This window comes from Pyxidicoccus sp. MSG2, assembly GCF_026626705.1.
GTDB lineage: Bacteria > Myxococcota > Myxococcia > Myxococcales > Myxococcaceae > Myxococcus.
In genome coordinates this window covers 10240688-10257958 of record NZ_JAPNKC010000001.1, presented here as the reverse complement: position 1 = coordinate 10257958, position 17271 = coordinate 10240688, and the positions used below count along the sequence as shown (strand labels likewise).

The 17271-nt window shown below is 70.3% G+C and carries 17 protein-coding genes and 2 tRNA genes; 3 read left to right on the top strand and 16 right to left on the bottom strand.

All coding sequences use genetic code 11. The annotated features are described in order from the left end of the window. Nucleotides 1-158: 158 nt before the first annotated feature. The 10 genes from OV427_RS40075 to OV427_RS40030 all read right to left on the bottom strand — a co-directional run bounded on the left by OV427_RS40075 (nucleotide 159) and on the right by OV427_RS40030 (nucleotide 10397). Entirely contained in the window at nucleotides 159-2336 is a 2178-nt protein-coding gene (locus OV427_RS40075) for a glycosyltransferase family 2 protein (protein WP_267861497.1), read from the bottom strand. After that, nucleotides 2333-3826, bottom strand: a complete 1494-nt coding sequence (locus tag OV427_RS40070; protein ID WP_267861496.1) for a glycosyltransferase family 2 protein — start codon at nucleotides 3824-3826, stop codon at nucleotides 2333-2335. The genes OV427_RS40075 and OV427_RS40070 overlap by 4 nt, the downstream gene beginning before the upstream one ends. Further along, the gene (locus OV427_RS40065) at nucleotides 3823-4632 is read right to left on the bottom strand and encodes a glycosyltransferase family 2 protein (RefSeq protein WP_267861495.1); all 810 of its coding nucleotides are present in this window, start codon (nucleotides 4630-4632) and stop codon (nucleotides 3823-3825) included. Before OV427_RS40065 ends, OV427_RS40070 begins: the two co-directional genes overlap by 4 nt. A 26-nt stretch (nucleotides 4633-4658) precedes the next feature. Beyond that, a complete protein-coding gene (locus tag OV427_RS40060; protein ID WP_267861494.1) occupies nucleotides 4659-5978 on the bottom strand; it encodes an ABC transporter ATP-binding protein in 1320 nt (439 codons plus the stop codon). Further along, nucleotides 5975-6754, bottom strand: coding sequence for an ABC transporter permease (locus tag OV427_RS40055; RefSeq protein ID WP_267861493.1), 780 nt, complete (start codon nucleotides 6752-6754; stop codon nucleotides 5975-5977). The genes OV427_RS40060 and OV427_RS40055 overlap by 4 nt, the downstream gene beginning before the upstream one ends. A 194-nt stretch (nucleotides 6755-6948) precedes the next feature. Next, nucleotides 6949-7023: transfer RNA gene (locus tag OV427_RS40050), tRNA-Gly, on the bottom strand. Between the two features lie 15 nt (nucleotides 7024-7038). Next, nucleotides 7039-7113, bottom strand: a tRNA-Gly gene (locus tag OV427_RS40045). 88 nt (nucleotides 7114-7201) lie between these two features. After that, nucleotides 7202-7891 carry a CDP-diacylglycerol--glycerol-3-phosphate 3-phosphatidyltransferase gene (gene pgsA, locus OV427_RS40040; RefSeq protein ID WP_163998298.1) on the bottom strand — a complete coding sequence of 230 codons (690 nt, stop codon included), beginning with the start codon at nucleotides 7889-7891 and terminating at the stop codon, nucleotides 7202-7204. 12 nt (nucleotides 7892-7903) lie between these two features. Continuing rightward, complete coding sequence (locus OV427_RS40035; RefSeq protein ID WP_267861492.1) at nucleotides 7904-9751, bottom strand: tetratricopeptide repeat protein; 1848 nt, start codon at nucleotides 9749-9751, stop codon at nucleotides 7904-7906. After that, nucleotides 9708-10397, bottom strand: coding sequence for a lytic transglycosylase domain-containing protein (locus OV427_RS40030; RefSeq protein ID WP_267861491.1), 690 nt, complete (start codon nucleotides 10395-10397; stop codon nucleotides 9708-9710). Before OV427_RS40030 ends, OV427_RS40035 begins: the two co-directional genes overlap by 44 nt. 89 nt (nucleotides 10398-10486) lie before the next feature. Between OV427_RS40030 and nadB the strand changes: the two genes are divergently transcribed. Genes nadB through OV427_RS40015 form a run of 3 tightly spaced genes read left to right on the top strand, consistent with a single transcriptional unit; the run spans nucleotide 10487 to nucleotide 13439 of the window. Then, nucleotides 10487-12076, top strand: a complete 1590-nt coding sequence (gene nadB / locus OV427_RS40025) for an L-aspartate oxidase (RefSeq protein WP_267861490.1) — start codon at nucleotides 10487-10489, stop codon at nucleotides 12074-12076. Between the two features lie 6 nt (nucleotides 12077-12082). Continuing rightward, nucleotides 12083-12844 (top strand): rhomboid family intramembrane serine protease, encoded by a 762-nt coding sequence (locus OV427_RS40020; protein ID WP_267861489.1) that lies wholly within the window; start codon nucleotides 12083-12085, stop codon nucleotides 12842-12844. 1 nt (nucleotide 12845) lies between these two features. Further along, the gene (locus OV427_RS40015) at nucleotides 12846-13439 is read left to right on the top strand and encodes a TIGR00730 family Rossman fold protein (RefSeq protein ID WP_267861488.1); all 594 of its coding nucleotides are present in this window, start codon (nucleotides 12846-12848) and stop codon (nucleotides 13437-13439) included. Nucleotides 13440-13460: 21 nt separating this feature from the next. Here OV427_RS40015 and OV427_RS40010 read toward each other — a convergent pair whose 3' ends face one another. From OV427_RS40010 to bacN, 6 genes are all read right to left on the bottom strand, one after another. Further along, entirely contained in the window at nucleotides 13461-14090 is a 630-nt protein-coding gene (locus tag OV427_RS40010) for a hypothetical protein (RefSeq protein WP_267861487.1), read from the bottom strand. Continuing rightward, a complete protein-coding gene (pyrE, locus tag OV427_RS40005; protein ID WP_267861486.1) occupies nucleotides 14087-14653 on the bottom strand; it encodes an orotate phosphoribosyltransferase in 567 nt (188 codons plus the stop codon). The genes OV427_RS40010 and pyrE overlap by 4 nt, the downstream gene beginning before the upstream one ends. 3 nt (nucleotides 14654-14656) lie before the next feature. Further along, entirely contained in the window at nucleotides 14657-15751 is a 1095-nt protein-coding gene (locus OV427_RS40000; RefSeq protein ID WP_267861485.1) for a ParB/RepB/Spo0J family partition protein, read from the bottom strand. 61 nt (nucleotides 15752-15812) lie between these two features. Continuing rightward, nucleotides 15813-16514: a bactofilin BacP gene (gene bacP / locus OV427_RS39995; RefSeq protein ID WP_267861484.1), complete on the bottom strand. Its 702-nt coding sequence runs from the start codon at nucleotides 16512-16514 to the stop codon at nucleotides 15813-15815. 3 nt (nucleotides 16515-16517) lie between these two features. Beyond that, nucleotides 16518-16841 carry a bactofilin family protein gene (locus OV427_RS39990; RefSeq protein WP_002636698.1) on the bottom strand — a complete coding sequence of 108 codons (324 nt, stop codon included), beginning with the start codon at nucleotides 16839-16841 and terminating at the stop codon, nucleotides 16518-16520. Between the two features lie 56 nt (nucleotides 16842-16897). After that, nucleotides 16898-17239 (bottom strand): bactofilin BacN, encoded by a 342-nt coding sequence (gene bacN, locus OV427_RS39985; RefSeq protein WP_163998308.1) that lies wholly within the window; start codon nucleotides 17237-17239, stop codon nucleotides 16898-16900. Between the last annotated feature and the right edge of the window lie 32 nt (nucleotides 17240-17271).

The window sequence follows — 17271 nt, the reverse complement described above, 5'->3', positions numbered from 1 at the left end:
CCAGAGACTCGGCCCGGCGACGAGCTTCCCTCAAGAGCACATCCCAATTGCCGTCTGCCTGCATGCGGACCTCTCGAGAACGCGTGTCCGCCACTCTCTAGCTCACATGCCGACCTGACGCACACGGGGTAGAGTCTGACTGCGCGACGCTCGACAGGTCACCGCAATGACTCGTCCATGTCAGTCAATGCGGAGCTGGGATGGGTGTATGGGTCCACCCCTCCGAGTGCCTGTCCAATCCGCTCCTGCAATTCGAACACGGCCTCCGGGGCGGACCGGCCAGCGGACCCGAGAGAGAGCCGAACGAGGCGGGCGTGGGGTGTGACGAGGATTCGGAATCCCTCGGAGACCAGCCGCAGGCACAGGTCCACGGCCGCGGCTCCGTCTGAAAGGCTTTCGTCGAATCCGCCCAGCCTGTCGAACAGCTCCCGCCGGACCATCAGGCACGTGGCGGAGACCGCGGAGCGATTGTGTGGCCACCGTGAGCCGCCCAGGGCCGTGAGCGATGGGTCCGGAATGCCAGACAGGGCCGGTGCGATTCCCGCCGCTCCTCCCAGCATGAGTCCGGCCGCATCCACCGTCCCATCCGGGCCCAGGAGCAGTCCGCCCACGGCACCCAGCTCCGGCCGCAGCGCCTGGGAGACCAGCTCCTGGAGCCATTCCGGTTCCGCCGGCAGCTGGCCACGCTCGAGGAAGAGCAGCAGCGTCCCCCGCGCATCGTGGGCGGCGGAGTTCAACTGTGCGCCCTGGCTGGAGGAAGCGTCCAGGGAAGCGAGCACCTCCACGTCCAGGGCCGTGTCCTTCAGCGAGGCGAGGAGTGCCCGCTCGGCGAGGTCCTCGGACGCCTCCGGAGCGGAGCCGTGCAGGATGATGGAAACGCTCGGCTGCCCGGCCAGTGGATAGCGCACGCGGTACACGCCGGGGAGCATGACGGAGACCTCCGCGGCGGTGCCCAGTCGCGCGAGGTGCTCCACCACGGCACGGCGGCCCGCTTCGCTCGCGGCGGGCTTCGCCCCCGAGTCCATCGACGTGGAGCCCGGATGCGAGCGCCAGTGGTACAGCACGCGGGGGATGTGGACGAAGCGGGACGTGCGCTCGCTGAGGCGGAGGAGCAGCTCGTGGTCCTGCGCACCATCGAAGCCCTCGCGCAGGCCCCCCACTTCACGCAGCAGCGGAGCCCGCACGGCCACGAAGTGGCAGACGTAGTTGAGCGCGCGCAGCAGGTCCGGTGACAGCGCCGGCTTCAGGGAGGGCGCGTACCTGCGGCCCTCCCCGTCCAGCTTGTCCTCGTCCGAGTAGAAGACGTCCGCGTCCGGGTACGCCTGGGCGTGGAGGGCCACTTCGGCGAGGGCATGCGGGGCCAGGGTGTCATCGTGGTCGAGGAAGGCGATGAGCGCCCCACTGCATCGGGCAATCGCGGCGTTCGTCGCGCGGGCGATGCCCCCGTTGCGAGGCAGCCGCTCGAAGTGGATGCGCGCGTCGCGGCGCGAATAGTCGCCCACCACCCGGGCCACACCGTCATCAGGCGACCCGTCATCCACGAGGCACAGCTCCCAGTCGGGGTACACCTGCGCGAGCACGGAGTCGAGACACGCGCGCAGCAGCGGCTCGGGCGTGCGCCATGCCGGCACCACCAGGCTGATGAGTGGGCGGTCTCTCAGTTGCGTGAGCGCTTCGGCGGCGGCACTCACCTCCACGGGCTCGCTCGCGCGCCGCCAGGCCTCGTACACCTCCGGCTCGGGGAAGTGCATGCGGGGCCGGGCAATCCCCACCGCCCAACGCAGCGCCTCCGCGAAGGCGTGGTGGAAGGCCACCTGCCGGCGCCACAGCTCGCGCCAGGACGGTCGCAACAACTGCTCCGCCCTGCCCTTCGCTTCTCCCTCGGATACATCCGCGCGAGCGGCGAGCTCGGCGCACCGTTCCACCAGCGAGGGGGTCCACAGGGGCCACACCTCGGCGGCCTCCGCCAGCGTGGAGACCGCGAGCCGGTTCCAGGCCCGCTGCCGCTCGACCCACGTGCGGCCGGGCACGCCGGGCGGGACGTCCCACTGCCCGGCCACGGCCTGACGCAGGGACGCCAACACGGTGTGAAGCCCGGACTCGGAGCGCCGGGGCAGCTGCGCGAGCCCATCCACCAGCAGGGCGTTGAGCTGGCACTGCGTCTCCAGCAGTGCCCGCTGCATCGGCTCCATCCCGCGCAGCACGAGTCGCTTCGCGCGAGTGACGGCAAGCCCCTTCCAACCCGAGCGGTGCGAGCCGGGAATCTCCAGGCCGCGCGTGTCCGCGAGCCGCCGAGGGACTTCACACCACGCGGGCTCGGAGGGCCGCGTCTTCACCGGCTCCACTTCGACACCCAGGCGCGAACGTTCCCGTGGAGGCCGGGCACCCACTGCTTCAGCCGCGAGTTGAGGGTGTCGAGGACACGATGCCGCAGGTCCTTCGCGGACTGGCCCGCGTCCCGGGCCCGACCCACCGTGGCCTCCCAGGCCCCGAGCGGCCGAAGCACGCGCACCTCCGCCAGCGCGGGCCCGGGCGCGATGGGCTCCGGGCCCCGCTGCTCACACGTCGGAAGGCCGTTGATGAACAGGGGCTCGAAGACGGACGCCAGTCGCAGGAGGAGCGACGCGGGACTCTCCGTCGCCGGGTCCTCGAGGTGGAGGGGAATGCCCGCCAGGCGCGCCCGGTCGATGACCACCGCATTCATCAACCACGGGTGCCGGCGCAGGTGCTCCAATTCCAGGACATCGCCGAGCGGAAAGGGAACCTTCGTCTCGACGTAGGCCTCCCCGTCGCTCGTGCGAAGCGCGTCCCGGTACGCGCGCGACACCGCCCACGCGGCGTCACCCGACTTCAGCGCGGCGATGAGGTTGACGAAGTGGCGCGGGTAGACGAGCCCCGACGCATCGAGGAAGGCCAGGTACTGGCCGCGCGCGACGCGCAACGCCGCACTGAATCCCTCGCCCGGCGCGACGCGCACCACCTGGGACGAGAAGTCCTCGATGCGGCGGTACGTCTCCAGGCACGCCTCCGCGGAACCGGAACCTGGGGGTGACGCGGCCCCGGAGTGCTCCACCACGACCACTTCGAGCGGGCGTTGGTCCTGACACGCGAGCGAGAACACCGCCTCGTCGAGGGACTCCCGATGCTCCGGACCCGCCCAGACGATGACGCTGAGCAGGTCCGGCACCAGGCCCGTCGACGCCGGGGGCAACGTGCCTCCAGACGCGGACGACGTGGCCGACCTGCCCCCAGAGGCGGTCGCAGTGCTCACGTCCGCATTCGCCTCGCGCGCGAGGGCGTAGAGCACGACGTCGTCCTCGGCGTCCGGGCGCAGCTGCGCGAACACGTCGCGCAGGGAGCGCTCCGCCTCGGCGGGTAGCGGGCCGCGTCCTTTCGGTGCTGGGTACGCTTCCCTCGTCAGCACCCGCAGACCACACGCGGCGAACCGGTGGCGAACCGCGGACTCCGAGGGCCCCGGCCTCGCGGGCACCCCCTCCAGGAAGGTCGCCAGCAGCGAAGCGCCCGCCCCCGCATTGCGGAACCCGAAGAGCAGCTCCGCACCGGGGGCCGCCGTGGCCCACGCGCCGAGGACCGACTCCAGGGCGGAGGCGGAAGGCTCATCCATGAGGACGACGTGCGTCGGGCCAGCCTCCGCGCCCTCCACCACCTCACAACCCGCGTCGTTCAGCGCGCGCGAGAGCGACGCATCCGAGCCCACCAGCGCCACGCGGCAGCCCCGCGTCGCCGTGACTCGGGCAAGCACGAAGGCACGCAGGCGTGCCGCCAGCGACTCGCTTTCGCCCTCGATGTCCTCGGGGCGCCTCACCACCGGGGCTCCGCGAACTGGAGCAGGTGCTCGAAGTCGGACGCGTCGCGCAGGGCCGAAGAGGGACGCTGCACCTGGGGCAGCTCGAAGGGCTCGCCCCCAAGCGCGTGGTACTCGCGCAGCCGCTCCCGCGCGAAGGCCGCGTTGCCGTACTTGTGGCCCAGGTAGGCCGCGCTGCGGCGCACCATGCGCTCGCGTCGCGGGGTGATGGCGCGGTCCACGGTGTAGTGGTGCACGAGCGCGCGAGGCGCCACGTGCACGCCGAAGCCCGCGGCCCGTGCGCGCCAGGACAGGTCCACGTCCTCGCAGTACATGAAGAAGTTCTCGTCGAAGCCGCCCACCGCCGCGTACAGCCCGCGCGTCACGAGCAGCACACAGCCCGAGCACCACGGCGTCTCGTGGGTGCGCGGCGCATAGGGCTTCGGGTGCTCATCCGGGAAGAGCCGCGCCTCCACCAGTCCCGCGCGTGCGCCGACCGCGGCCACCTGCGCGAGCAGCTCCGTCAAGCAGCGGGGATGCAGCACCCCGTCCGGATTCACGCATACGTACGCGCAGGGGGCCGGCGCGGCGAAGGCCTCCGCCATCCCCCGGTTGTGCGCGGCGCCGAAGCCCAGGTTGGCACCGGAGAAGCGGTAGTCCGCGCCGGGCCACAGGCGCTCCACCTCGGTGCGCAGCGCGTCGGTGGGGGAGTTGTCCCGCCACACGACATGGAAGTCCGCCGTCTCACGGTTGAGCGCAAAGGAGGCGCACAACCGCTCCAGCTCCCGCGGGGCATTCTCGTACAGGACGACACCCACCCAGAGCACGGTGCTGCCCTCCTGTCGTCCCCGGCTCACAAACCCACGCGCCTCGGAGGCGCCTCGGAGGCGGGGGCCGTGGCGGGGCTCACCCACCAATGGTGGGCCGGACGGATGCGGCCGCCGTCCTTGAGGGCGGTGCGCACGCTGAAGCGGCAGACCTCGCGCCGCGTGTCATGCACCTGCCCGTCTCCCGAGCGCACGATGACGTTGAAGAAGTAGTCGCCGGAGATCAACCCCAGCCGCTCCACCACGAAGCGGAGCGAGCCCGTCGGCGGCAGCGGTGAGGGCAACTGGACCTTCTCCACCTCGGTGCTGGTGACGTACATCAGCGTTCCGTCCGACTGCTGGAGCTCCACGGCGAAGACCGCGTCCTCCACCCACTCGGAGGTCTCGTAGTCCATCTCGAGCACGACGCCGCTCTCGGTGTCCACCTGCTCGACAGGCGCGCCCGCGGTGCTCGTCAGCCGCACCGCCTTCAGTGAGACCTTGGAGGACTCGGTGCCCTTCACGGGCTCCAGCCCGGGCAGCGCGCCCCCGCCAGGAGACAGCGCGGGCGAGTGCATCGCCAGGCCCTGGCTCTCCGCCAGCTCGAGGGCCTGCCGGTAGTGACGGATGACATCCGCGGGCGGGCCGAACTCGCGGATGCGCCCGGCGTCGATCCACGCGCCCAGGTCGCACCAGCGCTCCAGCGTGCCCAGGTCGTGCGTGACGATGACGATGGTCTTCCCGGCCCGCTTGAACTCCGTCATCTTCGCGAGGCTCTTCTTGCCGAAGTGCTCGTCGCCCACGGCGAGAATCTCGTCGATGATGAGGATGTCCGGGTCCACGTGCGTGGCCACGGAGAAGGCCAGCCGCATGTACATGCCGCTGGAGTACGTGCGCACCGGCTCGTCGATGAAGTCGCCCAGCTCGCTGAAGGCGATGATTTCATCCATCCGGTCGCGCAGCTCCGCGCGCGTCATCCCCAGGATGATGCCGTTGATGAAGATGTTCTCCCGGCCGGAGAAGTCCGGGTGGAACCCCGCGCCCAGGTCCAGCAGCGCGCTGATGCGCCCGTGGATGTCGATGGTGCCCGTGGTCGGCGCGTAGATGCCGGTGATGAGCTTGAGCAGCGTGCTCTTGCCCGAGCCGTTCCGGCCGATGATGCCCACCGTCTTGCCCCGGGGCACCACCAGGTCCACGCCGCGCAGCGCTTCGATCATGGACTTGCTGTCCACCTCGCGCTTGCCCCGCAGCAGGCGGATCAGCTCGGACTTCAGCGTGGTGTACTCGCGCCGGATGGTGCTCTTCTTGAAGCGCTTCACCACATTGCGGATGACGATGGCGTCCTTCGACGCGAGGTCGCTGCTCATACGAACTCCGCGAACTCCTCGCGCCTCCGCTCGAAGATGCCAGAGGCGACCCAGAGCAGCGCCAGGGAGATGGTCATCCACGCCGCCAGCGGCCCGGGGTCGGGCAGCCGGTGCTCGTAGAAGATGGCCTGGTACGACGTCACCATGACGGCCATGGGGTTGAGCACCACCAGCAGGTGCTGAACTGAATCGGGCAGGCTGTCCACCCGGTAGAACACCGGCGTGACGAAGAACCACATCGTCAGGAGGTTCGCGATGATCTGCTGCAGGTCGCGGAACGTCACGTTGAGCGCGGAGACGAGGTAGACGAGCGCCATCGTCACGCACAGCTGCGTCAGCATCACCAGCGGGAACACGACGACGTGCCAGCTGGGGTAGTGCCCCTGGATGAGGCCCAGGGCGAGCATCAGCGGCAGGGACAGCACGTAGTTGACCAGGTTGGTGGCCACCACCGTCGCCGGCAACACCTGGGCCGGGAAGCGCACCTTGGTGAGCAAATCCCTCCGGTCACTGATGGCGCTGGCGCCGCCGCCCAGCGACGTGGAGAACCACAGCCACGGCAGGAGCCCGACGAAGACGAAGTACGTGTAGCTCTCGATCTTCTGCCGCATGTAGACGGAGAAGAGGAGCGAGTAGACCCCCATCTGCAGCGTCGGGTTGAGGAACGTCCACAGGAAGCCGAGCACCGAGTTGCGGTACCGGGCCTTCAGCTCCCGCTGAGTCAGGCTGAGCAGGAGCCCCCGATACTGGTAGAGCTCACGCAGGTTGCGAAGCATGCGGGCGTATCCATACAGCAAGCCGGCCGCATGAAGCGAGGATACGGGCCGGTGGCGCGTCCCACCGCTGGCCTGGCTGGCTGCACGCTGTCACCGTTGCAGGCGCAAGGACGTCGGAACATGGCCCGCCAGGGTGGAGTGCTGGGGCCTGAAAACAAAAAGGCCCCCTGGTTTCCCAGAGGGCCTTTTCGTTTTGGAGCGGGAAAAGGGATTTGAACCCTCGACCCTCGCCTTGGCAAGGCGATGCTCTACCGCTGAGCTATTCCCGCATCAGGAAGTTCAATTGGAGCGGGAAAAGGGATTTGAACCCTCGACCCTCGCCTTGGCAAGGCGATGCTCTACCGCTGAGCTATTCCCGCGTTTTTGAACTTGCTTCCTGCTGACTTCTGGCCGGTGGGTGCGGCAGGCCAAAAGCGAAGGGGGGTATACAAAGCCGGGTCTGCCCCGTCAAACACTTTTCGCACCCGTGGGCTCGCCTCCACGCTTCGCGAGCATGGCGAGGAACGCACGGAAGTAGACGACGGCGCTCCACACCGAGAAGGCACCCGAGAGGTAGACGAGCACCTTGCCCACGAGGTTGTAGTCCACGGGGACGTCGGTGGCGCCAATCCGCAGCGGGTGAACGTAGTGAACGCAGAGTGAAATGATGCCCACGAGCTGGAGGGACGTCTTCCACTTCCCCTCCTGGCCGGCGGCGATGACCATGCCCTCGCTGGCGGCGATGGTGCGCAGGCCACTGACGATGAGCTCGCGCGCGAGCAGGACGATGACGACCCACGCGGCGATGCGGCCCAGCCGCACCATCATCACCAGGGCGGCCATGGCGATGAGCTTGTCGGCGAGCGGGTCCATGAACTTGCCGACGACGGTGATGAGGTTCCACTTGCGCGCCAGGTAGCCGTCAATCACGTCGGTGATGGAGGCCACGGCGAAGACGAGCCCCGCCCACAGCGAGTTGAGGGGGTCCGCGTCGTAGGTGAGCCAGACGAAGAGCGGGATGAGGAGGATGCGCCCCAGCGTGAGCATGTTGGGGAGGTTCCAGAACTCCTGCACCAGCACGCTGGGCTGGCGCTCCGCGCGGCGGCGCGCCCGCTCCTCGCGCTTCAGCTTCTTCCGGGTCGCTCGGTCCGAGGCCATGGCACGCACCTTCTAGCGGACACCGAGGGCGATGAGGGCAAAACCTTCACCGCCCAACTCCACCGCTGTCCGGAGCACCTCACCCGTGGGGGACTTGAGCAGGGGCACGACGCGGGGCGTGAGGTTGCCCTGCCAGCCCACCAGGTGCGTCAGCGGCACCGTCACCGCGCCGTCCAGCGCCACCGGCACCGAGCGCAGCGGCCCGGGCAGGCTCAAGAGCACCCGGCCCTGCCCGCGCAGGTGCACCAGGTCCAGGTCCGGGGCGATGTCCGACGGCACACGTCCGTTCTCGAACATCACCGGCTCCTCGAAGGCGAAGATGCACTCGTCGCGGAAGTAGGCGGACTCGTCGCCCAGGTCCACCGCGAGGAAGGTGCGCTTCTCGGAGGGCTCCACGTAGAGCACGCCCTTGCCCCGGGCGCGCACCATCCGCGCCGGGCCCTCGCCGAAGGACTTGTCCGTGGCGCGGCCCCGGAAGCGCTTCATCTCCGGCTGGAAGGCGAGCTGACCGCTGAAGGCCACCAGCCCGTCCAGCCGCGTGAGCAGCTCCCCATCCACCGCCACCGAGAAGCTCCCCTCGCCCAGCATGAACGGGTGCGCCGCGTCCGCGCCCGCCAGCGCCACGGCGGGCGCCAGCTCGGCCAGCGGGGGCACGGCGGCGCCTGAGAGCGCCTCGGCCCCGTGCGGCGTGGAGGGCGCTCCGGTGGAGGGGGCGCCAGCCTGCGCAGAGGTGGCGGCGTCGAAGCTCGGGGTGGCAGTGGCCGGCGCGGCCGGAGTGGCACCGCCGCGCTGCGTGGCCGCAGTGGGAGTCACGGCGTCTGGGGCCGCATCCGTGCGGCCCGAGGGGGCGGCCGGGCCCGGGCCCGCCGTCCTGGGAACCATGCCGCCGGGCTTCGCCACGGCGCGCGCGAGCTGCAGCTTCGTCAGCGGCACCGGGGTGAGCGGCACGCTGGCGGCGAGCGCGGCGGAGGTCTCCTCGAACTCCGATTCCGGGGACTGCGTGGGCGGAGGCTGGTGCTGCGCCTCCATGGCCAGCTCCTCCGCGTCCTCGGGCGTGGCGGTGAGGACCGGCAGCTCCTCCCCACCCGACGGCGACAGGGCGCTGGGCCCTTCATCCTCCGCGAGGCGGATCTCCTCCTCTTCCGGCTCCTGCCTTGCCGCGGCGGCCAGCGCGGCGGCGCTGGACACGGGCTTCGCGCCCGCGTCGAGCTGCGAGCCCCAGTCCCCTTCCGTCAGCCCGCCGGAGCGGGGCTGCGCGCGGGGAGGCTCCGCGGGGGCCGGAGCGGGCGCGGCCACCGGCTCGCCGCCTTCCAGCTCGGCGATGCCGCGGGCCCTCGCGGGCTGCACGGGCGCGGGCGAGGGCCGGGAGTAGCCCTCGCCGGCAATCGCGCGGCTCATCTTCTCCGCCATGGCGTCGCTGCCCGCCAGGAGGAAGTGCTCGCGCGCGCGGCCGTACTCGCCCATCTGCGCGAGCGTCAGGCCCAGGTAGTTCTGCGCCTTCTGGTGCTCGGGGGCCAGGTCGGTGGCTGTCTCGAACTCGCGCGCGGCGCGCTGGAGCGCGCTCGTCTTCAGGTACACGAGGCCCAGGTTGACCCGCAGTGTCGGGTCCACCGGGTTGTCGCGCACGAGCATCTCGTACAGCTCCGCCGCCCGGTCGAACATGCCGAGCTTGAAGTAGCAGAGGCCCAACAGGTTCTGCGCCTTCTCCTGGCGGGGTTGGAGCTGGTGGGCGCGCTCCAGGAACTCCTTCGCCTCGATGACCTTCCCGGCGGCCAGCAGCTCGCCACCGCGGTAGAGCTGTTGGAGGAACTCGTCGTCAGCGGGGCTCGTCTCCCCCCGCCCCTTCGCGCGCGTCGTCATTCTGGGATGTGGGCTCGCGGGGGCCGCTCTCGTCGGTCCGCTCGCGCTCCTTGTAGTGGAAGTAGAGCTGGAGCACCTTGCGCACGTACCCCTGCGTCTCTTCGTAGGGAGGCACCTTGCCACCGTAGCGCTTCACCGCCTCGGGGCCGGCGTTGTACGCCGCAATCATCTTCACCATGTCGCCGTCGAACTGGTTGGCGAGCACGCGCAGGTAGCGCACCCCGCCCTCGATGTTGTCGCGCTCGTTGAAGATGTCCTTCACGTACATGTCCGACGCGGTGGCCGGCATCAGCTGCATCAGTCCGCTGGCGCCCTTGTTGCTCAGCGCGTTCGGATTGAAGTTGCTCTCGGTGTGCATGATGGCGCGCACCAGCGCCGTGGGGATGCGGTAGCGCAGCGCCGCCGCCACGATGTGCGGATCCAACTCCGGCGGCGTCTTCCTGCGCCCCACCACCGGCGCGCTCTTCGTCGGCGCGGGCGTGAAGGAGCCCTTGAGCTGCTTCGCCTTCTTGGCGCCAGCGGGCGGGACATTCGTATAGACGATGGTCCCGTCCTTCTCGACGTAGCGGTAGATGGACTCGGACGCCCCCGCCGTCAGCGGCAGGGCAAGCAGGGCGGTGGCGAGGAGCGCGGAAAGGGCACGCATATCGGCAGCCCTCAACCTTAGACAAGCGCAGGAAAGTCCTCAAGAAAACGCCTTGTTTCCAGCACTTACAGTCGTTAAGGCTGTCCACCATGCCCCATCGGTTCGACTTTCTCGTCCTCGGGAGCGGCGTGGCGGGCCTCTCGTTCGCCCTCCAGGCGGCCCGGCATGGCACGGTGGCCGTCATCACGAAGCGGGAGCGCGGCGAGAGCAACACCGCCTACGCCCAGGGGGGCATCGCCAGCGTGCTGGCCCCCACCGACAGCTTCGACGCCCACATCGAGGACACCCTCGTGGCCGGCGCGGGCCTGTGCCACCGGGACGCGGTGGAAGTCACGGTGAAGGAAGGCCCCGAGCGCGTGCGCGAGCTGGTGCAGCTGGGCGCGGACTTCAACAAGCACGTCTCCGGCGAGTTCGACCTCACGCGCGAGGGTGGCCACTCCGCCCGCCGCATCATCCACTCGGGGGACATCACCGGCCGCGAGGTGCAGCGCGCGCTGCTCGCCGCGTGTGACGAGGCGCCCAACATCGCCTTCTTCCCGCACACGGCCGCCATCGACCTCATCCTGGACCGGCGCATGCCCAACCCCAGCGCCCACCGGTGTCTGGGCGCGTATGCGCTCCTGGAGAACGGCAGCATCGAGCGCTTCCTGGCGAAGGTGACGGTGCTGGCCACCGGCGGCGCGGGCAAGGTGTACCTGTACACGTCCAACCCGGACGTGGCCACGGGCGACGGCGTGGCCATGGCGTACCGGGCGGGCGCCCGGGTGGCGAACATGGAGTTCTACCAGTTCCACCCCACCTGCCTGTACCACCCTGAGGCCAAGAGCTTCCTCATCAGCGAGGCGCTGCGCGGCGAGGGCGGCAAGCTGCGCCTCAAGGGCGGCGCCACCTTCATGGAGCGCTACCACACCATGGGCGCGCTCGCCCCGCGCGACGTGGTGGCGCGCGCCATCGACGCGGAGATGAAGCGCACCGGCGACGAGTGCGTCTACCTGGACATGACGCACCTGGGCCGCGCCTTCCTCACCGAGCGCTTCCCCAACATCTACGCCACCTGCAAGGCCTTCAACATCGACATGGCCGTGCAGCCCATCCCCGTGGTGCCCGCGGCCCACTACCAGTGCGGCGGCGTGGTGACGGATCTGGACGGGCGCACCAGCGTGCCGGGGCTCTACGCCATCGGCGAGGTGGCCTGCACCGGCCTGCACGGCGCCAACCGGCTCGCGTCCAACTCGCTGCTGGAGGGGCTGGTGTTCGGCCACCGCGCGGTGAGGGTGGCCTTCGAGGAAATGGCCGACCTGCCCGCCCGCACCGAGGACCCGCCGGCCTGGGACGCAGGCAGCGCGGTGGAGTCGGACGAGAGCGTCGTCGTCACCCACAACTGGGACGAGATTCGCCGGCTGATGTGGAACTACGTGGGCATCGTCCGCACGGACAAGCGGCTGATGCGCGCGCGGCGCCGGCTGGAATTGCTGCGCGAGGAGATTCGCGACTACTACTGGCACTTCAAGGTGACTCGCGACGTCATCGAGCTGCGCAACATCGCCGAGGTGGCCTACCTCATCGTCGACTGCGCCAGCCGCCGCAAGGAGAGCCGCGGCCTGCACTTCACGCTCGACTACCCGCACACCGACGACCACCACTGGCTGCGCGACACCGTGCTCTCCCGGGAGCTGTGAGCCGTCATGGCGTCCCCCCAGCGCGGCAGCATGCTCGACTCGCTCCCCCCTGGCCCTGGCGGTGGGGATGGGGCTCCACCTCCCGAGGGTGGGCCCCCGGGCGCGCCCCCTCCTCCCACCGGTCCCCTGCCCCGGCCGTGGGTGAGCCAGGTGCTCCTCGTGTGCGCGGTGGCGCTGTTCGGGGCGGAGCAGTTCCTCCCCCTGTCCCGGTACATCGTGGTGAACGGGGCGCGGGTGGGCGTGCTCCCTCCGCTGGGGTTGTACGGGCCCGCGGTCCAGGCCGGTGAGTACTGGCGGCTGCTGGGAGCGGTGTTCGAGCACGGCGGCCTGCTGCACCTGGTCTTCAACATGTCCGTGGTGGTGACGCTCGGCTTCACGCTGGAGCGCGCCATCGGCAGCCTGCGCTTCCTGGGGCTCTCCCTCGTCAGCGCGCTGGGCGCGTCCACCTTCTCGCTCCTGTTCAACTTCAACACCCCCACGGTGGGCGCGTCGGGGATGATTCTGGGGTGGGCGGGCGCCATGCTCCCCATCTCCACGCAACAGGGCCGGCGGGAGCTGTTCATCTGGCTGGCGCAGGTGGCCGTCTTGAGCCTGCTGCCCTTCGTGAGCTGGGCCGGGCACCTGGGCGGCTTCCTCTTCGGGCTGCCGTGCGGACTGGCCCTGCGGATGGGGCACCGGGTGTACGCGCGCGCCCTGCCCATCCTCCTCTTCCTCAGCCTCGTGGTGGCGTTCTTCGCCGCGCACCCCGAGCGGCGCGGGGGCCTGTGACATGGAAGTGAAGAGCGTCTGTGTGTTCTGCGGCTCGCGCCCCGGCACGCGCCCCGAGTACGTCGAGTCCGCCACCCGGATGGGCGCCGAGCTCGCCCGGCGCGGCCTGACGCTCGTCTATGGCGGGGCCAGCGTGGGCCTCATGGGCGCGGTGGCCGACGGCGCGATGTCCGCCGGTGGCAAGGTGGTGGGCGTGCTGCCCGGCTTCATGGGCCCGAAGGAGCTGGCACACCCGGGCCTCACGGAGCTGCACATGGTGGGCTCCATGCACGAGCGCAAGGCGCTGATGGCGGAGCGCTCGGACGCCTTCGTCGCCCTGCCCGGCGGCTTCGGCACGCTGGACGAGCTCTTCGAAATCGTCACCTGGGCGCAGCTCGGCCTGCACCGCAAGCCCATGGGACTCCTGGACACGCGCGGCTACTTCCAGCCGCTGGTGGCCATGGCCCGGCACATGGCGCAGGAGGGCTTCGTCCCGGAAGCGCAGGCCCTGCCCTTCGCGGTGAGCGCCTTGCCCGAGGTGGTGGTGGACCGGCTGCTCGCCGGCCCCACCCTGCCACCCGTGGAGAAGTGGCTGCGGCGCAACACCCAGACGTGAGGCCCCGCGGGGCCCCGGCCGCTACTGCGCGGACACCGTCATCTCGGCCTTCCCGAGCGCTGAGGCCATGCGCAGCGTCACCTGCTTCGTCCCCGGAGGGATGACGGGCTGGCCGTTGGACAGCGTGGTGGGGAACTGCAGCTTCCAGCCCACCCAGAACACGTCCGTGTACGGGTAGTAGGCGCGCGTGTCGAGGTTCGTCCGGCCCACGCGGATGATGCTCGTGGGTGTCACCTCGCCCGCGGGCGTCACCAGCGCGAGGCGCCAGATGGAGGTCTTCAGGTCGAAGCCGCCGTAGCGGTAGTCATTGAGGTGCACGCCGAGGAAGAACTCGTGGACCTGCTCGGCCTGGGCGCGCTCCTCCGCGAGGAGCTGCTCCACCTTGTTGGCCGGCAGCACCTGGAAGGCCGCCCGGCGGCGCACCCGCGCCTCGCGGAAGGCCAGCGTCTGCAGGGTGGCTCCCACGAAGACGCGCGTTTCGAAACCGTTGTAGATTTCTTGCCGGCCCGAGTACTTCGCCAGAATCGTCTGGTAGGCCTCCTCGGCCTGCTCGTCCTCGAGCGCCGGCGCCGCCGGCCCGACGGTGGGCGGAGTGGTGACACAGCCGGCCAGCAGGGCCAGCAGTGTCACAATCACGAACGGCTTCTTCACGGGATGAAGTCCTTGCGGGTGAACAGGGTGAACAGCCGGTGGCCGCCGGCTTCCACGGCCTCGCGTCCACCCTCCAGTCGGTCCACCAGCGCGAAGGCGCCAAGCACCTTGAGCCCCTCCACCTGGGCCCGCTCGATGGCCTTCAGCGTGGAGGCGCCCGTGGTGACGACGTCCTCGACGATGGCCACCGACGCGCCCGCGGGCATGCCGCTGAGGCCCTCGATCCACTGGCCGGTGCCGTGGCCCTTGGGCTCCTTGCGGACGATGAAGGCGGGGAGCGGGTGGCCGGACAGGTAGCCGGTGAGGCTCACCGCCGACGCCAGCGGGTCCGCGCCCAGCGTCAGCCCGCCCACGCCCATCGCCTGGGGCGCGTCGCGGCGGATGGCCTCCAGCAGCAGCCGGCCGATGAGGAAGTGCCCCTCGGCGAGCAGCGCCGTGCGCTTGCAGTCGATGTAGAAGTCCGACTCCTTGCCGGACGAGAGCACCACGCGCCGCCGCTCGAAGGAGCGCTCCGTGAGCAGCTCCAGCAGCCGGGCACGGTCGCGCGCGAGCGGTTCCGCCATGGTCTACAAACCCTCCAGGTAAGCCACCAGCTGCGACGAGTACCGCAGCTGCATCAGGAGCTCCGCCTTGCGCGAGTCGTCCAGCGCGGCGAACACGTCCGCCAATAGCGAGAGGTCCTGGTTGATGGCCCCCAGTCGCTCGGAGACATCCGACGCCAGCTCGTCGGCGTCGATTTCCTCTTCCACGCCCTCGGGCGCCAGCGAGTCCTCGGTGGCGAGCGCCTTCTCCAGCATGTCGCGCACCGCCGCGCTCAGCCGGCCCTGCGACTCCAGCTGCTCGCGCTTGGCCTCCAGCACCTCCGGCTCCACCGGCGTGGCGTGGATGGCGTCCGCCAGGGACATGAGGAGCGCGTCCTCGTCCGACAGGCCCATGTGCACGCGCGCCTGCACCGCGTCCCGCTTGAGGAAGCGCAGCGCGGCCACGCGCCGGAAGCCGCAGACCAGCTGGTAGCCATCCTCGCCGGACGGACGCACGTCCACCGGGAACAGCTGCCCCAGCCGCGCGATGTCCGTGGCCAGCCCGGACACGTCACCCTCCGGACGCAGGCGGAACATGTTGTCGTCCTGGAGCTTCTCCAGGGGCATCAACACCAGCGTCACCCGCCCCGCCAGGCGCTCCTCCGGCGCGGCCAGCCCTTCCGGCAGCCCGCCCTCGTCGGTCTCCTGCTCGGACTCGTCCTCCATCGCCACCTGGGACTCCTCACGCTGCTCGGAACCACCCTGCGCCTCGGCTCCGGGCTCGCCGCCCGGCGAGGCCTCGCGCGAAGCATCCTGGGAGGGCTCGCCTCCCTCGGCACGCTGCTCACCGGAGGAGGACCCTCCTCCGTGCTGCTCGCCACCCTGGGGCTGGTCGCCCTCGGCACGCTGCTCACCGGGGGGAGACTCACCTGACGAGCCAGCCTCGGCACGGTGCTCTCCGTGGGGAGGCTCACCTGGCGGGCCCCCCTCGGCGCGGTGCTCACCGTGCGGCATGCCTTCGGCGCGGTGCTCACCGGGCGCGCCTTCGGCGTGTCCGCCCTCCTCCGAGCGCGACTGGCCCTCGGCGGGCGAAGTCCCCGGCATCCCTTCCTGTCCGTCAACCCTGTGCTCGGCGTCCATGGCGGCACCCCTGGTCTGCCCACCCCCGCGCCACCGGAGTCGGTGGCGCGGATGATGCGCTCTAGCGGGCCTTCTTCTTCACCACGACCTTCTTCTTAGCACCAGCACCCAACACGGACGGCGGCTCGGCACTGGTTGCCTGCTCAACCGGCGCGGGCGCCGGACGGGCTTCCACGCGCGTGGGCGGCGGAGGCGGGGGCATCGGCTTGGCCCCCGGACGGGCGGCCGGCGCCGGCGGCGCCGCGCTCGGACGCGTGGCGGCCGGAGCGGGAGCCGGAGCCGTGCGCGCGGGCGGAGGGGGCGGCGTCGGACGCGCGGCCGGAGGGGCCGGACGCGCCGGGGCGAGGGTGGGACGCGCCGTCGTCGTCGGACGCGCCACCGTGGGGCGCTCCGCCGGCAGCCGGCCCGGTTCCACGTCGCCCATGTCCACGCGGCCGCGGAAGCTGGCGCCGTCCACGATGATGACGCGCGGGGCGTGGATGTCGCCCACCATGCGGCCCTCGCGGGTGAGCTCCACACTCTCCGTGGCGTTGATGTTGCCCACCACCACGCCGCTGACGATGGCGTTCCTCACCGCCACGTTCGCCTTCACCACGCCGGAGGGCTCAACGATGAGCGTCCGGCTGAGCGTCAGCTCACCCTCGACCCGTCCACGGACGGTGAGGTCCTCGTCGCCCGTCAACCGGCCGCTGATGAGGATGGATGGCCCCACCACGGTGTTGTTGACGTTGTTGCTGCCTGAGAGCTCCTTCGGGGTGGCCACGAATCAGCGCTCCTTCATGTCCATGTCGACGTTGCCCTTGAAGGAGGCACCATCGGCGATGAGGATGCGCGGCGCCTTGATGTCGCCCACCACGCGGCAGTCCGTCTTCAGCTCGACCTTGTCGCTGGCGACGATGTTGCCCGTCACCCGGCCGGCAATCTCCACGTTCTGCGTCTCGATGTCCGCCTCGACGACGCCGCTGCCCTCCACGTAGAGGCTTTCCTTGAGGGAGATCTTCCCCTTCACGGTGCCCTGGATGACCAGGTCCTCGTCTCCGGAGATTTCCCCGTCGATGACGATGCTCGAGCCAATGACCGTATTCGCCATGAGTGTTGTCCGCCCCTCTCGAAAGGTGTGTGCCGTGCGGTGCGCGGCGTGAGTCGTCAGATGTCGTCCGGCAGCTTCACGTCCATCTCGATGGAACCGTTGAACACGGCCCCATCTTCGATGACGACGCGCGGCGCCTTGATGTCGCCAGCCACCTTGGCCGAAGCGTTGATGGCCACGCGAGTCGAGGCGTCGATGTTGCCGCTCGCCTCGCCGTTGATGGTCAACTCCTCGGCCCGGATGTCCGCCTGCACCTTCCCGGTGCTCTCGATGGTGAGGTGGTTCTTCAGGGCAATCTGCCCCTCCACCCGGCCCTCGATGACGAGGTCCCCACCTCCCGTGAGGTTGCCCTTGATGACAATGCCCTTGCCGATGATGCCCGTCTCACCCGTTGCCATGCGGTGACCTCACCCAGCGCCGACTCCTCCGT

Bases quoted from the DNA above. Each gene is read 5' to 3' on its own strand.
- OV427_RS40060 (WP_267861494.1), bottom strand. From the start codon at position 5,978: ATGAGCAGCGACCTCGCGTCGAAGGACGCCATCGTCATCCGCAATGTG.
- OV427_RS40055 (WP_267861493.1), bottom strand. From the start codon at position 6,754: ATGCTTCGCAACCTGCGTGAGCTCTACCAGTATCGGGGGCTCCTGCTC.
- pgsA (WP_163998298.1), bottom strand. From the start codon at position 7,891: ATGGCCTCGGACCGAGCGACCCGGAAGAAGCTGAAGCGCGAGGAGCGG.
- OV427_RS40035 (WP_267861492.1), bottom strand. From the start codon at position 9,751: ATGACGACGCGCGCGAAGGGGCGGGGGGAGACGAGCCCCGCTGACGAC.
- OV427_RS40030 (WP_267861491.1), bottom strand. From the start codon at position 10,397: ATGCGTGCCCTTTCCGCGCTCCTCGCCACCGCCCTGCTTGCCCTGCCG.
- nadB (WP_267861490.1), top strand. From the start codon at position 10,487: ATGCCCCATCGGTTCGACTTTCTCGTCCTCGGGAGCGGCGTGGCGGGC.
- OV427_RS40020 (WP_267861489.1), top strand. From the start codon at position 12,083: ATGGCGTCCCCCCAGCGCGGCAGCATGCTCGACTCGCTCCCCCCTGGC.
- OV427_RS40015 (WP_267861488.1), top strand. From the start codon at position 12,846: ATGGAAGTGAAGAGCGTCTGTGTGTTCTGCGGCTCGCGCCCCGGCACG.
- pyrE (WP_267861486.1), bottom strand. From the start codon at position 14,653: ATGGCGGAACCGCTCGCGCGCGACCGTGCCCGGCTGCTGGAGCTGCTC.
- OV427_RS40000 (WP_267861485.1), bottom strand. From the start codon at position 15,751: ATGGACGCCGAGCACAGGGTTGACGGACAGGAAGGGATGCCGGGGACT.
- OV427_RS39990 (WP_002636698.1), bottom strand. From the start codon at position 16,841: ATGGCGAATACGGTCATTGGCTCGAGCATCGTCATCGACGGGGAAATC.
- bacN (WP_163998308.1), bottom strand. From the start codon at position 17,239: ATGGCAACGGGTGAGACGGGCATCATCGGCAAGGGCATTGTCATCAAG.